Here is a 15428-nt window from a genome sequence, read left to right as displayed (position 1 = left end):
ACGGAATAGAAGGGGCGCAAACCTGCTGCACCCCCACCCGAGGCACGACCAAGCGCCTGTGAAGAGAATGCACCAAGCCGCGCCCGAGGGGCGCGTGCCTGTGCTGGGTCTCTTCACGTGAAAATTGGTCGTTTTCGGGTGAGACCGTAGCCTAAGCTACGCAAAATATGTTGTTACAGTTAAGTTTATATCATTCGTTAATATGCTAAACGGAGCGGATAATAGCGAAAAGAGGTGTGGGCCGCAAATCAAAATCCGGGGAAAATATTACAGGAAGCGGCGGAGCATGGGGGACGGGGGACGGGGGAGATCTCAAATCTCAGATCTCAAATCTCAGATGATGGGAATAATGGGAATAATGGGACGTAGGGGACATATGGGAACCAGTAGGGGGCGAACATTGCAAATTGAGGGAGGCGAGAACCGAAAGTATGGAGTCACTTGCGGGCGGTCAGGAGGACGTTGGAGCCGAGGCCGGAGTGGTTCAGGAGTTGCACTTGCTTGAAGCCGGCGGATGCCAGGAGTTGCTGGTATTCCGCCGCGCTCTCAAAGTGCAGACCGTGGTTGGTGCGGTTCTGGCCCAGGCGGACGCCGAGGCGCTCGGTCCAGACGACCAGGCGATGGGAGCAGGCGTCTGCGCCAGCGGCGTCCCGGAGGATCAGGCTGCCGCCGGGGCGCATGGCGGCGAAGGCTTGCTGCAAGACGCGCTGTTTTAATTCGCGCGGCAGGTAATGGAGTACGTCGCAAAGCAAGACGTGGTCGCAGGGAGGGTATTCCCAACGCAACAGGTCCTGGCATTCGAAGGTGACGCGCGGTTGGCTGGTCATCGTCGAGCGGGCGATCTGGATTTTCCCGGCGTCGTGATCCACGCCCAAGACGGTTCGGTCCGGCGCGGATAGGGTCAGCCAATGGGCGACCAAGCCGTAGCCGCAGCCCAAGTCAAGGATCAGCCCCTGGCGGGGTGTCGCCTGGTTGACTGCCGGGAACAGCGGATCGGTGCGCAGTTTCCAATAGACAAACTGGCTGGGGTACGGGCCGTGGTAGCGGTAGAGGCGGCTGATCATGCGCCTGAGCGCGGGCGGGGACGCGACGGTCTGGGATGGGATGGTGGCGGTGTGCGCGGCTTCGCGGCGTCGCAGCCAGGCCATGCAGGCCGGCACCAGCAGCAAGGTGGCCAGCAGGCTGAGCCCGATGCCCAACAGGCCTGCCCAGCCCACGGAGTTCAGGGCGGGATGCCGCGCCAGCACCAGCACCCCAATGCCCACGAGGGTGGTCAGGGCGCACACCATCACCGCGCCGCCCGTGGCCGCCGTGTGGTCTTTATGCCCGCGCAGGGTTTCCAGCTCCGCCAGCACCAAAAACAGGCTGTAATCGCCACTGACACCCACCACGAAGGTGACGAAGATGAAGTTCGACATATCCACCGGCATCCCCAGCCAACCGAAGGCGCCGAGGGTCCAGCCGACGCCGGTGACAATCGGCAGCAAGGTGATGCACACCAGTTCCAACCGCCCGAGTAGGAGGAAGAGCAGCGCCCCGTTCAACACCAGCACGATGACGGTGAAAATGGGCAGCGCCTGTTTGGCAACGCGTGCGATCTCATCGCCCATGGCCGCCTTGTTCAGCAGCAGGGCATCCGGCAATTCCTGCAACACCGCCGCCTGCAACTGAAGGAATTGGGCGCGGTCCTTAACTTTGACGAGCGTGCTGACGGCGAACTGGCCGTCCCGCTCCAGCCAGTAATCGTCGAACAGCGGCGGGATGCGCTGGGCCATCGAGGCTTTCCTCGCCAGCAGCGCGGATGGTCCGGTGGCCACGGAATCCAGGAAAGGTTGGAAGACGTTCGCCCGGAAGCCGAGCTGGGAGGTGGCGGCAGCCAGGGAATTGCTTAGCTCCGCACGGCGCGGATCGGTCCAAAAGGCACTCCATGCCTGGCCATTGGCACGGCGGGTGCGCTCGGAGGGAACAACCGGTGCGAGCGAGGAATACGCCAGTTCGCCGTGCCCGCTCAACCGCGCCAGCAGCGCACTGACTTGTTCGTTTTTTTGAAGAACGCTTTCCGGATCGCTACCGCGCACCACCACGATGGTCAAAGCAAGGGATTTCTCCCAAACGCGGCGCACGGTTTCCTCATCCTTTTGAGTGGCGGGCGACACGCCATTGAGCCGCGCGAAATCGCCTTCAAAACGGAGCCGCCAGCCGCCCATTGCCGCCGCCACCGACAGCCCCACCACCAGCAGCCACACCAGCCCGCTGTGACGGCTGCGCAGATCCAGCAGGAACTGGATGGCCGAGGACAACGGCAACGTGCCGGGACCGCGCACCGACTGGATGGGAATCAGCAACGGCAGAATCGTCAGCGCAAACAAGGCGGCCGCCGCCACCCCCGCCAGGCCGAACAGCCCAAGCTGTTGATGCCCGGAAACCGGCGAGGCAAACATGACGGCAAACGCCAACATGGTGGTCAGCGCCCCCATGATCACGGACGGCGCCAGGCGAGCGAGCATCCGCCCGAACTCCTCCCGGTTGGCCGGGGGGGTGTCGTCCGAGAGGTACAACACATAAATGCCGTAATCCACAGTCATCCCGATCAACATCCCGCCGAAACCAAGCGCGGCGGCGCACACCGGATCCCCAACCAGGTAAAACGCGAGCAGCGCCCCGAGCGAACCAAAGAGCGGCGGCAACATGCCCAGCAGCGCGAGCCATCGCCGGCGAAACGCCACCACCATCAGCAACACCACCCCTACCCCGGCAATGATGCTGGTTACCGTCGAATCGCGACGGATCAAGTTGGCGTTGTCCAAGGTCACTCGGTGCGCGCCCGTGATGGCGATGCGGATCGCGCCGGGTGGATGCCGGGCCTCAACCTCCCGCGCCGACGCCAGCAACCTGGCCAGCAACGGCTCACTCTTTTTTAATTCCACGGGACGAAACACCGGGGCGGCGCTAATCAACACATGGCGGCCATCCGAACTGGTGATCCGCCCGGCCACCAAGCCGGCATCGCCGGCCCCGAGTTGCATCAGCCGCAGACGTTGCGCCACCGGATCGCTCAAGCCGACCGGATCATTCAAAGTGACCGTCTTGAGCATCATCCCCTGGGGTTGGCTCATGGCCTGCTTGAGCCAGGCAAGCCGCTTGGCAATGGCCTCGGCGGATAAGCGTGCTTCGAGCTGGCGCAGTTCATCGGCCGATAGCAACGTGGGCAATTCGGCGCGCAACTGATCATACACCGCGCCCAGCTCCGCGCCGGTGAGCTGGTCACGAATGTCTTTCAGCTCGGGAATCTGTCGCAAGACGGCCTGCCATTGATCCGCCGCGAGGGCAAGCCGTTCCGGATCAGTCGTGGCGGTTTGGATGTCGAAGTACAACCGATCCGCCTGGCGCACATGCTTGAGCGCGGCAACCTGCCGGGCAATGGCGGGATCCGAGAGCGGTAACATGCGGGTGAAATCATCATCCAACACCACCTGCCGCCCCAACCCCACCGCCAGCGCAACGAACCCGGCGACCAGCAGCAAGGCGAGAATACGGTGACGCGCCAAGTACAGATGCAGACGTGAAAACAACGCGCTCATTCAGGGACAGGTGGGCTCGGCATTTACCTCTGTCAGCGCCAGAAACGCCTGCTCCAGCGCGCCAGAAGTGCCGCTTTGGCGGCGCAATTCATCGTGCGTGCCGACAGCGATGAACCGCCCTTGGTGAATGATGCCAATGCGATCCGCCATCTCCTCTGCGACGCTCAACTGGTGGGTGGAGAGGAATACAGTCATGCCTTTCAACGAGCGTTCCTTCAGCGTGTCCTTGACCAAGCGTGCATGATGCGGGTCAAGCCCCACCATGGGCTCATCAATGATGAACACCTCGGGGTCATGCAGGAGGGCGGAGGCGATGGCCAGGCGTTGGCGCGTGCCATGCGACAAGCCTTCAATCGGTTTGTGCCGGTACTCCTCCAGATTGAATCGCTCCACCAATGCCCGGCCTTCCGATTCAATCCGCGCCTCCTCCAACCCGTACAGTTGCCCGATGAACCGTAGGAATTCCCAAGGCGTGAGCTTATCGTAGAGAAAGGGGAAATCCGGCACGTAGGCCAGGCGGCGGCGGGCCTCGATCGGTTGCTGCTGGATGTCGAACCCGCAAATGCGAGCAGTGCCCGCAGTGGGCTTCATCAGGCCGGTCAACAGCTTGATCGTGGTGGTTTTGCCGGCGGCGTTGGGTCCCAGCACCGCAAAGAATTCCCCGCGCGGCACCGTGAGCGAAATATCGTTCACCGCGACGAGGTCCCCGAATTTCTTAACCAGGTGAATCAGTTCAATCATGCATCCCACCCAACTGCCGCACTTCAGCGGGCGTCAACGTGCGCCATTGCCCCTTGGCCAGATTCCTCAAGGGCAAGGCACCTACCGTAATGCGCAACAGGCGAAGTGCTTCCACGCCCAGTGCACTCAGCAGCCGACGGATGTGATGATTGTTCGCTTCAATAACATCCCAAGCCTGACTGCGGGAGCATTGCCCGAGCTTGGAACGGGCCCGAGCCAGACCGGTTTTGGCGGGAGGAGGCATTAATGCGGCTTAGAGCATGATGGCTTTAGCGATGTCAGCGCGCGCCGTATCCCCATACAATTTGCGCACCAAGGCCAGGCCAAAGTCCACGGCGGTTCCCGCGCCCCGTGAGGTGATAATCAGACCGTCCTCAACGACTTTTTCCGCCGCCAATGCCTGAGGTAATTCCGAATGTACGGAAAAATGGGCGGTAAAGCGTTTGCCAGCCAAAAGTCCGGCATCGGCCAGCACGGTGGGAGCGGCACAAATGGTGGCCACCACCTTCCCGGTCTGCACAAAAGAGCGTGCCAGCCTGGCTGGACGCCCATCCGCTCGCAACACCTTCACCCCCGGCCCGCCGGGGATCAACAGGAGGTCAAAATCCTGTCGTTCCACTTCCGCCAGCGTGGCGTCCGCCTGCACGGTGACGTTACAACGCCCGGCCACCAGTTTTTCACCGGTGACCGAAGCCAGAATGACTTCAGCTCCTGCCCGTCGCAGCAAATCCACCGGAGCCAGGGCTTCAATTTCCTCAAACCCGGCGACTAACAAACAGAGTACGCGTTTATTCATGGCAGCTTTTTATATGGCAGCTATTTATTTAGGGGCGATAGGGACAGCATTCGTGCTGAGAACAACCGCCGGTTTTGACACCGGTTGGATACGTGGCGTACCCATGCGTCCATCGGTCCACTCATTGATGAAACCCAGGTTATTCAAGACGGTATAGAGCAGCCAGAGCAGCACCACCAATGCCACCACCTTTGGCCATGGGCTCTTTTTGTCGGCAAATAAATCCACCGGATCGCACTGAGCACCGGGTGGCAGCTTGGCCACTTCGGTCAGGGACCCGCCGAATGGCACATTGATCCTGGCCTTGGCGTTCAACGCCCAGCCGTTGGCGTCCAGGATGGGGCCCAAGTTACGCTTGCGCAGTTTCAGCCAGGCGATCAACACTGACGGCCCGGAAATGACCAGAATAAGGCCCATCAGTGCGGCCAAAATTGCAGTGGGCCCCGTCTGCATGATGCCCGAGGCATATCCCAGCACCGTCGCGGCAAAGGTACCGATGGCGCCAAACGCCACGCCAATGGCGGCTACGGTGCCGACATCCAGCTTCTTCGGTTCAGCCGGCTTGGCTTTATCCACGTGCACGGCGGTAGTGGCCGCGCTCTCCAGTTTGGCGGTAGCGGCGGCATCGGCGGCGGCGGCACGCTTGGCCACCTGCTCCTCTATCATGCGTACCAGTTTTTTGTAGGGTGACCAAAATGCCTGGCGAATGCTGATGGGATTATCTACCACCTTGCTGATGGTGGCATCCCAGTCGCGGCCTTTGCGGTCATAGAAAATGCCGTTACGTCCCACCATGAGGTTGTCTGAATCGCCATCTGTGAACGCAGCGACAATCTGAAGTTTATCCCCCGTGCTTTTGCGGACACAATCGCAGTAGGCAAGATAGGCTCCGGCCAGTCCGGCCATGGCAGCATGTTTACCGGCGTCCTCCACGGTCAGGCAGAGATCGCAGCTACGTTGGTCCAGGTACAAGGTACCGGCCTGGAAGATGGCTTTGTCTTTGCGCCCGTAGAAGTCGCTGAAGTTGACGTAGTTTACGAGCAGCTTATATAGATCGCGATTGAGACGGACGAGTTTATCTACCGCCGCAATGCTGTTAGCCTCTCCCTCCACTGCCTTATCTTTGGCAATCAGCGCCGTGATGGTCTCTTTGGCATTGCCAGATAGGATTTCACGAATGCGAGCCAGCCCCAGTTTTTCAACGGGACCACCCGCCTTGGCCGCCAGCCAGCCTTGATAGGCGGCGAGTTTGGAGTTTAATGTCGCCCACTCGGATTCTGAAAGAGTCGTTTGATCACCAAGGAGAGGTTTTACGGTATCCAGTTGCAGTTGCGCCAGTGCAGCGGCCCAAGCCGGATTCACCCCGTCCAGGAGCGATAACGGCTTGCCTGCTTCGATGCGGGCCAGCGGCAGAGCGGCTATTTCTGTCGAGGCGATGGTCAAATCTTTGGCGGTCATCGCGAGATATTCCTTTTCTTCGCGATTCAGCGCAGCCGCAGAGCGGGAATCAAACGCCACCAACCGGCAACGCGCAAAATAGTCATCCACCTTGGCTTTGACCGCTTTGACGACTGCGAAGGCGATAGCGGTTCCCTCACCGGCGGGCAGGATGGCGACATCCGTTTCAGCTTTCTTCCACCAATCGGAGTGGGCTTGGGCTTCGGTGAAGAATTGATCCACCTTGGCCTGGTTGACACCGGGTTTTCCGCTGCGATCCATTTCCGCGCCAAGGCAGGCGATGATGTCGGCAATCACGGCCTTGGTTGAGGCATCCTCGGCGGCATCCGCCGCGACAATGCCATCGCCATTGAAATTGGTCTGCGCGAAAATCCGGGCGGTGTCCGCCATGTCCTCGATGGAGATTTCGTTGGCGGAGCTTTTGCCCAGATTCTCCAGGATATGACGTGCGGAATTGAGCAGTTGTTTGCCCTCGGGGGTGGTGTCGTTAAGGGCGTCCAACGGCAGCGTGGAGGAAGATTTTATCAGCGTATCCGGGTTTTTGAGACTGGCACAGACCCACTTGGTGACGGCGATGATTTCCGGGGCGCGGATGCGTCCGTCCTTGTCGGTATCAATCAGGTCCAGCGTCTTGGAATCGAACTCCAAGCCTCGGGTTGGGCAACTCAGGGCCACCCAAAGTTTCTGATCCAGCTTGTCGAGATTGGCCAGATCGGCTCCGGATTCCAGTTTTACTTGGTCGAAACCGCCAGCCCGGAAGAATTTCCAAACATGATTTACGTTTGCCATAAGTGTTTCCTGTTTCACGTTGTGTGCCACCTGCTGCCAATGCCTGTAATAGTAATCAAATCCGAACTGACAGCAACTCGAAATCCAACTTACAACAACGCCTTCACATCCGCCGCCAGGGCCATGACATCCTCGGGGGTGATATCCCACGAGCACATGAAACGGCAGCCGCCCTGGCCGATGAAGGTGTAGAACAGCCAACCGCGTTCTCGCAGCCCTTCAATCGCCTTGGGTGGCAATTCCGCAAACACGGCGTTGGCCTGGCGTGGAAACAGCAGGCGCACGCCCGGCAAGCCGGTGAGTTCTTTTTCGAGCAGGGCAGCCATGGCGTTGGCGTGGCTGGCGTACTTCAGCCAGGTACCGTTTTTTAACATTCCCACCCATGGCGCTGAGACAAAGCGCATTTTGGAAGCCAGTTGGCCCGCCTGTTTGCAGCGGTAATCAAACTCTACCGCCAGGGCGTGATCGAAGAACACCACCGCCTCGCCCACCTGGGCGCCGTTTTTCGTGCCGCCAAAGCAGAGCACGTCTACACCCGCCTGCCAGGTGATGGCTTTGGGTGCGACACCCAGCGCAGCGACGGCGTTGGCGAAGCGCGCGCCATCCATGTGGATGCGCAGGCCCAGCTTACGGGCACGTTCCCAGATGGCTTTCACCTCATCCACGGAATAGACCGTGCCCAACTCGGTAGCCTGGGTGAGGCTGACCGCCCGAGGTTTGGGAAAATGGATATCCGAACGGCGTTTCACCATCTGTTCAATGCCATCCGGATCAATTTTGCCGTTCGGCCCGGGAATGAGCAGCAGCTTGGTGCCGTTGGAGAAGAATTCCGGAGCACCGCACTCATCCGTTTCCACATGCGCGGTCTCATGGCACAGAATGGAGTGGTAGCTCTGGCAGAGCGAAGCGAGGGACAGGGAATTAGCGGCGGTGCCGTTAAAAACAAAGAAGACCTCGCAATCGGTCTCGAACAGTTCACGCAACAGGTTGGCAGCCTCATCGGTCCAGCGGTCATCGCCATAGGAGCGGGCGTGGCCCTGGTTGGCCTCAGCCAAGGCGGCCCAGGCTTCGGGGCAGATGCCGGAATAATTATCGCTCGCGAAATGTCGTTTGGGGGTGGTCATACAAGGTGTAGCGTTCCCGGCGCGCGGTTACTGCACATCCTCACCCAACTCGACATTCCAGTAAGCCAAATCAATAAAATGCTTCCAGCTATCATGCTGACAGAGCGAGAAACTGATCTGCACAAACGGACGCCAGCGCGGCTTCTTCGGTTTGCGGATAAGCCGCAAACCGGCTTCGACCGGCGTGTGGTTGGCTTTGCGCGTGTTGCAGCTCACGCAGGAACAGACGATGTTTTCCCATGTCGTTGGGCCGCCCCGGTCGCGCGGGATTACGTGGTCCAGGTTCAAATCCTTGCGTTCAAAAACGTTCCCGCAATACTGACAGGTGTTTTTGTCGCGCTCGAAGATGTTGTGCCGGGTGAATTTGACTTCCTTCTTGGGCAGGCTATCAAACATCAGCAGCAGGATCACGCGCGGGATTCGGATTTTAAACGAAACCGTGCTGACGGACTCCGGGTGGGGCCGTTGTTGGGACAAATCCCGCCAAGCATGGAAATTGTAAGTCTGAAAATCACCGTCCTCAGCGGCGAGGACGACCTGCGCATGGCCTTCAAAAACCAACGAGAGTGCCCGCCGGACGGTGCAGACATTGACTGCCTGCCACAACCGGTTGAGCACGAGCACATGCTGATTAAGAAATGATCCGCCCATAGCCCAAACAAATATGAGCGTAAATTAGCACATCGCAATTTTTCCTGTCAATGGTTTCCCCGATTCTGCTTTTGGTTACGCATGCCCGGCGAAGGCATTTAATCGCGCACCAGTGCTGCGGGTAGGCAGGTTATAACCCTGCTTGAGAAAAGCTATCCGGTTCACACAACCAGATCAATCGGGGCAAAGCTGCCGCCAAGGATCGGTTGACTGTCCAAGCCAAGCCAACGGTCCAGCACAGTGGCATAGACGCGCCGGAAGTCGGTGTGAAATTTCGGGGCGTCTTCCTCGAGGTTGGTCAGGCTGGGGTGCGCGCCGATGATCCCGCCTTGCACGCCGCCCGAGACGAGTAACATCGGCGCCGCCGAGCCGTGTCCGGTGCCGCGGCGTCCGTTCTCAGAGAGCGTCCGGCCAAATTCGGAGAAGGTCATCAGGAGTACGCGGTCAGCCAGTTGGTCTTGCTTCAAATCATGCATGAATGCAGCCACGGATTCAGCCAGTTCCCGCAACAACGCGCCGTGATTGGCCGCCTGCCCGGCGTGCGTGTCGAAACCGCCGATGTTACCGCCGCCGAGTTCGACATAATAAATGCGGATTCCCAATTCGGCGCGCACGAGCTGGGCGACCGTCCGCAAGGTTTGCGCGAGACGATATTGCGGATAGGTGCCCGGCCCGGCCAACCCGCTGGAATGGGCCGCGTGTTCGAGGCGGCGGGTGGCACGCACGGACACAGCGGAGGCTTGCCGCACAAATTCGAGGAGATCCGCCGAGGAAGCTGCCGCCGTCGCGTTGGCCAGGTCGGCGTCTTCACTCGTAGTTTTTTTCAGCCAGGCCAGTTCGGTGTTTTTTTCCCAAGAAGTGCCGCCGCGAATGGATGGCACGACGGCTTGCTCTGCTTGTATTCCCAAGGGGGGACGAATTTGGCCGACAAATACGCCCGGTAGGTCCGCCGTCAGCGGTTGATAGGACTGATCCACGGCGCGCCCAAGCCAGCCCGTCTGCGACACGGCGTCGCGCGGTTTGGCAGTGTGCCAATCCCGCATGGCAATTTCGTGGTTACGATTGGAGTTAGGGCAGCCCACGCCTTGGGCGATGCTCACCAAACCATCTCGATACAGCCGTTGCATCGCGATCATCTCGGGATGAAGACCCAGGCGCGGTTCGATCTTTAGCACCTGGTTGGGCGTCACGCGCAAGGTTGGGCGCTGGCGATGATACTGATCATCCTCGAAGGGAATGACGGTGTTTAAACCATCGTTGCCGCCGGAGAGTTGGACAACGACCAACGCCGTTGGTTTTCCGTTGCGCACGCTGCCCGCCGCCACGGCGGATCGGGTCAGAAAGGAGGGCACCAAGGAACTGAACGCCAACAGCGTGCCGGCATTCGCAGAGTGCTTGAGAAAATCACGTCGGTTCATGGCAGCAAGCGGGTTGAATTAAAAGGTGGTTGCATCGGGAAATCTTGGGTTAACTGAGTTGAAACTCAGGCAGAGTGAGAATTCGCAGAGCGTCCTGGCGGAATAGCTCGGCAACGCCATGCTCCAACGCGCCCCCTGCCCCAGCCAGTACACCAGGCGCCTCGGCGTCCCAATCACCTTGTAACCACAGATCACCAAAGAACCTGGCACCTTGTTTGCCAGCCAAGCCGGGTAAATCCAACTGGCCACCGAACTGCCCTGCCAGGATGCTTTGCGCCAAGCGAAAGCGCCCGGCGAGCGTATGCCGGTTCAGCCAAAAACGATGGCCGGCCCAGCCTTTATTGGTGGGCGGATCGAACAAATCCTGTCCCAAGTCGGCGAGTGAGCCCCCCAGCGACTTGGTGGCGATTGTCGCCCCCATGGGCCGCACGATACCTAACGCGAACTCCACCGGCGTCTTGATCTTCTGACGATAGGCGACCGGTGAAAAGAACAGGTTTGACCGCAGGATCAGCTCGATCGTCCGAGCTAGATTGAAATCGCTCGCCAAACTGGCTGCCAATGGCTTAAGTAACTCGGGACTGGGCGCTTGCGTTTCGGAGATGAACCAACGAAAGAGCCGCCCAGCCAGACATTCAGTCGTCGCAGTTTGATTTAACAGCACCTTCACCGCCCCTTTGCCATCGAACGCCCCCGATTGTTTTAAGATTGTCTTGGTCCCCGTGTCGTGTTCGGCGGCGACCCATTGCAGCTCGTTCTGGAGTACGAACCAACCCGTGAAGGCCCGCGCGACTTCCCTCACATCGCGCTCGACAAAGTGACCTTCCCCCACGGTGTACTGTTCCAACAGCATTCGGGCAAAGTAATTGGCGGGCGCAGCCTTACGGATGGCCTTGGCTTCGAGGGAAAGGAAAAAGGCCGGCTCACTGGTCACCGCGTTAAACAGGTCCTCCAAGTTGCCCAGCGCGTGGTGGCGGAGGGTTTGGACGAAGCGGTTGACGAGCACCGCTTTGCCCACGCGATCATTGCCGACGCCAAAGAAATTATGCCAAAACAGGGTCATTTGTTCCGCCAACGGGTGGGGCGTCTCCAAGATGCGCCGCAACCACCACGCACGAGCCTCGCTGGTATCACTGGATTCCTGGTCGCCAATGCGGAACGCGTCGAAGGTCCGGTTGAACACGGCTAAATCTGCGCCAGTCGGCTTCAATAACCGGTCAATCGTCCGCTTCGGCCCCTGCACCACGGCCTGCTGGAGTTGGAACCACGTCCCCCCAAAACCGGCGCGCCGATACAAATGCCCGGCCCAGCGCACATTCCACGGACGTTCCGCCTCCGGCTGATAAGGTGCCCAAGCCCAAGCAGGATCATTCAGTTTTTCGCGAATATTCACCGTAACCTTGCGACTGGTTTTATCCGATTATTTACTGCCAGCCGACGCGGCTTTCTGACCACCGGCACCTTCCGGCTGTTTCAGTTGCAGTTCCAGGCTGGCCAAAGGATGTCCGCCCTCAGTGCCGATGTTCAGCTTGGCGCGATGCACACAATGCAACGCGGTGATGAACAGTTCCATTTCGTTATCCGCCTGCTCCCGCGTCTTTCCCTTGTCCACCATGTTCTTAAGCACCAATTGCTCCCGGTTGGCGTCCAAAATGTCAGCAATTTGCGCGCCCTTCAGTTCGAGCAGGCTATGGGTGGCCGCCATCGGCTTGCCGGGATGAGCGGATTCCTGGGTCACCACCGCAACCAATTGCCGGGCCAGATCATCCGTCGAGCTGAGGATCAGGTATTCACCGGGCCGCGCCAGGGAAGGCCGGAAGTTATAACGGATATCCACCGGGCCTTTAGCCTTTTCCTTTGGCGGTCGGAAACTCGCCACAGAAATCCGCGTATCGCCGCAAGGCACCCGGTCAATGATGAAGCCCGGCAACGCCTTCTGGCCGCGCGTGAAACTGGCCATGCCAATGGCTTTTTGCCATGCCTCCTCGACGACCTCACCGAACTCCTGGGGATGCCGCAAGCGCATGACCACCGCAAACGCCGGCACCTCAATTTCCGGGGTACCCTGCGCGCTACCATAGTTTTGCGGCGCCACCACGAGGCGGATGTCCGGTTTGGCTTCCGCCAGCACGCCTTCGGTCAAATGCATCCCGCTAAAAAAGATGCCCATCATGTTTTCAAAGAATACCAGGCCGGAGGTCCGTTCCGGGAATAGCTCATCCTTGGCGGCGTAAAAGGCGTGAAGATCGCGATAAAGACTCAGGCTGGCCATGGCAGTGGGAACATTCAGTGGGGGCAATACGCCATCCTCGCGCCCCTTGCCGATGGCAAAACTCTTGGCGGTGGGCGAGAAACTGTCCGTAACCGCTCGCAAAGACAACGTGTCATCTTTGACGTATAGCCCAAGCGCCAGCCAGTTCGCGTCGCGGACGCTTTCGCGCAATTCAGCCAGGATCAATGCCGCCAAAGGCTCCGGACTCTTGGCCAAAGCTTCCTGGAACTTGGGCGTCTTCTTCAATACCTGCAAGTTGACAAACACGGTGCCGACCGCGCCTTTACCAACCGCTTTGCGCGCCGTTTGGTACAGGGGGCTTTGCGAGAGGCTTTTATCCCCGTTCTCCGCGCGCAGGTCCAGCACCTTGGGCATGAGCGAAGCCTGGTTGACAAACAACAGCCGCCCGCCAATCACCGCATGCGCTTCCTTGGGACCTGAACTCATCACCATGACCCCGCGATAGTCGCGCTCGCCCTCCGCGCCTTGCTGATTTTGCTTCATGGCGCTCATGCGAGTAAACGCGCGCACAATGCCGTTCAGTTGTTCCAGCAACTTTTCATCCTTGGCGTCCACACACGTCACAGTTTCTCCCCCCGGACCGATCCCCAGCGTCACGCCGCCACCGAGTAGTTTCCCCAAACCGGTTTTCCAATCCGTACCGAGCTGCGTTTCCAGATAGCCGACCAGCTTGCCCAACCCTTCGTACTGCGGGGAAAGCGTCCACTTCTGGTAAGCGGGAAGATTGGTGACGGTACCGATCATCGCCGGACTGAGCAAGGGATCCAGCAGCGCCTGTGGTTCAGCGATTTCAATGGCCACCACGGTTTCTGCGGGAAGCCACTCGGCGGCGGACGGTTGCGCTTCGGCCTGGCTCCGGTGCGCCAGCGAAGCCAGCGCAACCAAGGTGAGTAATATTCTTTGTTTGGACATCATATCGTATTCTTTCCGGGACTATAGACCCGCCAGCAACCGGCTTGGTTTCAGAAAAGAACTCATAAAATTGAGACCAAGGGCTCATTCATTAAAGGTTTATTGTCAACAAGCAAAATTCTTCCGCAATCAAAAGTTTTCTTTTTTGACTCACTCTGCGCTTGCACTGGCCCATTCATATCCATGGTTGCGCCGTTCGTTTCTCGGTCCTGGTTCCAACGATCAACCGCCCGTAACTCCCGGGGCCGTCAACCGTCTTGTCGGTCATTCATCTGGATCTAGCGCCGCTCCCTGCCCCGCCAACCCGAGCCGCCCCCACCTCGCTTGCGCAAGGCCAGAAAATCGTTCGTACCAGTCCAGGTTCATTAGGTTCATTCAAACGCGTGACTCGCTGGCCGCGTTGCCGCCGCCGAGCGTTCACCCTGATAGGGACTCCTGGACTGGGCAACACGGTAAAATTATGCCGGCCTCGTTCGCGCCGTTTTTAAAGGACAGGTTGCGGCCGGTTTTACCGCAACGCGCCAAGTGAAGGCATCCAATGTGCCAAAAAACAAATTTCTATCAGTTTTTTACTGAATTAATAAAACGCCGTTCTACCGAAATAAAAAATACCCAAGCAACAGCGACGGAAATAATCATGCATATTGGGATGGTAATTATCAGTGTCTCCACTGAGCCGGTTACTCCTGCATGGAATAGTTTACTGCTTAATAAGCAAGTGATTGGCAAATGAACAAGATATATACTATAGCACATTACACCACACCGTGTGATGGGGCGAACCAGAATTGAACGTGCTATGCTGGCATCGAAACGATAAAGACAAATGAGTATGAGCCCAAAGGAAACAGCAGCCAGTCGATTCTTCTGAACGTACGATAAAGAGTAAAGCAATTGCTGGATAGGAAACATCACCGGAGCAAGCGCTACTAGAAACACAATTGGCAAAACTATCTTGCCTAATCTACTTGCATGATTAGTCCAGTAATATACGCCAACACCTATTGAAAAATCAAGCCAGTGACCATCCCAAAAAAAACCTTTCGAAGGTAACTGCAATGCCGAAATCTGTGTTGTTAACCGATCAAGTCCAAATATATGCGGGTGGAGCTGCCAGTTAATTAAATAAACGAAGGTTGTTACTATACACACCCCATGAAAAAAGTAGCGAGGAAAAAAAGCAACTAATAAACCAACTACCAGATAAAATTGTTCCTCGTAACAAAGTGTCCACATAGTTTCCAAGATTCCCATGTTGGCAGGTGGGCCCCAAACCTCAGCACGCCATGTTTCCGTTAGGGTTAGGTTTCCAAACCATTGCTGCCAATGCAGATTGGCTGGGTGCATCATAAGACAGGGTTTCTCGGTTAGAATGCCAGGCATTATCCACTCAACCATGACAATTGCACTCGCGCATAACCCTAAACAGATCCAGAAAGGAGGATAAATGCGACGCATACGACGGAAAAAGTAGTCTCTGATCCTGTGTGCCCGCTGTCGATGTTTATCGGCAACTGTAGCAATACAATAGCCTGAAATAACAAAAAAAAATGGCACTCCTACGCGCAGGTGAATTGTCAAGAGTACCAACCGATCAGCAATCGTCGTGCCTATACACCTGCGCATAAATACCGCTACATATGAACTGGAAAAACCTTGTCCAGT

11 protein-coding genes are annotated in these 15428 nt (G+C 58.1%); all 11 read right to left on the bottom strand.

Translation table 11 applies throughout. From position 1 onward, the window contains the following. Positions 1–437 precede the first annotated feature (437 nt). A complete protein-coding gene (locus WCO56_17350; GenBank protein MEI7731345.1) occupies positions 438–3581 on the bottom strand; it encodes a methyltransferase domain-containing protein in 3144 nt (1047 codons plus the stop codon). Continuing rightward, positions 3582–4322, bottom strand: a complete 741-nt coding sequence (locus WCO56_17345; protein ID MEI7731344.1) for an ABC transporter ATP-binding protein — start codon at positions 4320–4322, stop codon at positions 3582–3584. Beyond that, entirely contained in the window at positions 4315–4566 is a 252-nt protein-coding gene (locus tag WCO56_17340; GenBank protein MEI7731343.1) for a hypothetical protein, read from the bottom strand. Before WCO56_17340 ends, WCO56_17345 begins: the two co-directional genes overlap by 8 nt. 9 nt (positions 4567–4575) lie before the next feature. Then, positions 4576–5118, bottom strand: a complete 543-nt coding sequence (locus WCO56_17335; protein ID MEI7731342.1) for a DJ-1 family glyoxalase III — start codon at positions 5116–5118, stop codon at positions 4576–4578. Between the two features lie 24 nt (positions 5119–5142). Continuing rightward, positions 5143–7365, bottom strand: a complete 2223-nt coding sequence (locus tag WCO56_17330; GenBank protein MEI7731341.1) for a hypothetical protein — start codon at positions 7363–7365, stop codon at positions 5143–5145. An 89-nt stretch (positions 7366–7454) separates the two neighbouring features. Continuing rightward, positions 7455–8489: a low specificity L-threonine aldolase gene (locus WCO56_17325; GenBank protein ID MEI7731340.1), complete on the bottom strand. Its 1035-nt coding sequence runs from the start codon at positions 8487–8489 to the stop codon at positions 7455–7457. A gap of 27 nt (positions 8490–8516) precedes the next feature. Beyond that, positions 8517–9140, bottom strand: a complete 624-nt coding sequence (locus WCO56_17320) for an HNH endonuclease (protein ID MEI7731339.1) — start codon at positions 9138–9140, stop codon at positions 8517–8519. 161 nt (positions 9141–9301) lie between these two features. Continuing rightward, positions 9302–10558, bottom strand: a complete 1257-nt coding sequence (locus WCO56_17315; protein MEI7731338.1) for a DUF1501 domain-containing protein — start codon at positions 10556–10558, stop codon at positions 9302–9304. 49 nt (positions 10559–10607) lie between these two features. Then, positions 10608–11951 carry a DUF1800 family protein gene (locus tag WCO56_17310; protein ID MEI7731337.1) on the bottom strand — a complete coding sequence of 448 codons (1344 nt, stop codon included), beginning with the start codon at positions 11949–11951 and terminating at the stop codon, positions 10608–10610. A gap of 27 nt (positions 11952–11978) precedes the next feature. Further along, on the bottom strand, positions 11979–13766 hold the full coding sequence (locus WCO56_17305) for a DUF3352 domain-containing protein (protein MEI7731336.1): 1788 nt from the start codon (positions 13764–13766) through the stop codon (positions 11979–11981). Positions 13767–14324: 558 nt separating this feature from the next. Then, positions 14325–15428, bottom strand: a 1104-nt coding sequence (locus tag WCO56_17300) for an acyltransferase (protein ID MEI7731335.1), incomplete at its 5' end; no start/stop codon positions are given.

Source organism: Verrucomicrobiota bacterium, from assembly GCA_037139415.1.
In the GTDB taxonomy this organism is placed as follows: Bacteria; Verrucomicrobiota; Verrucomicrobiia; order Limisphaerales; family Fontisphaeraceae; genus JBAXGN01.
This window is presented reverse-complemented; position numbering and strand designations above follow the sequence as displayed.

Bases quoted from the DNA above. Each gene is read 5' to 3' on its own strand.
- WCO56_17325 (MEI7731340.1), bottom strand. From the start codon at position 8,489: ATGACCACCCCCAAACGACATTTCGCGAGCGATAATTATTCCGGCATC.
- WCO56_17315 (MEI7731338.1), bottom strand. From the start codon at position 10,558: ATGAACCGACGTGATTTTCTCAAGCACTCTGCGAATGCCGGCACGCTG.
- WCO56_17350 (MEI7731345.1), bottom strand. From the start codon at position 3,581: ATGAGCGCGTTGTTTTCACGTCTGCATCTGTACTTGGCGCGTCACCGT.
- WCO56_17345 (MEI7731344.1), bottom strand. From the start codon at position 4,322: ATGATTGAACTGATTCACCTGGTTAAGAAATTCGGGGACCTCGTCGCG.
- WCO56_17320 (MEI7731339.1), bottom strand. From the start codon at position 9,140: ATGGGCGGATCATTTCTTAATCAGCATGTGCTCGTGCTCAACCGGTTG.
- WCO56_17330 (MEI7731341.1), bottom strand. From the start codon at position 7,365: ATGGCAAACGTAAATCATGTTTGGAAATTCTTCCGGGCTGGCGGTTTC.
- WCO56_17305 (MEI7731336.1), bottom strand. From the start codon at position 13,766: ATGATGTCCAAACAAAGAATATTACTCACCTTGGTTGCGCTGGCTTCG.
- WCO56_17340 (MEI7731343.1), bottom strand. From the start codon at position 4,566: ATGCCTCCTCCCGCCAAAACCGGTCTGGCTCGGGCCCGTTCCAAGCTC.
- WCO56_17335 (MEI7731342.1), bottom strand. From the start codon at position 5,118: ATGAATAAACGCGTACTCTGTTTGTTAGTCGCCGGGTTTGAGGAAATT.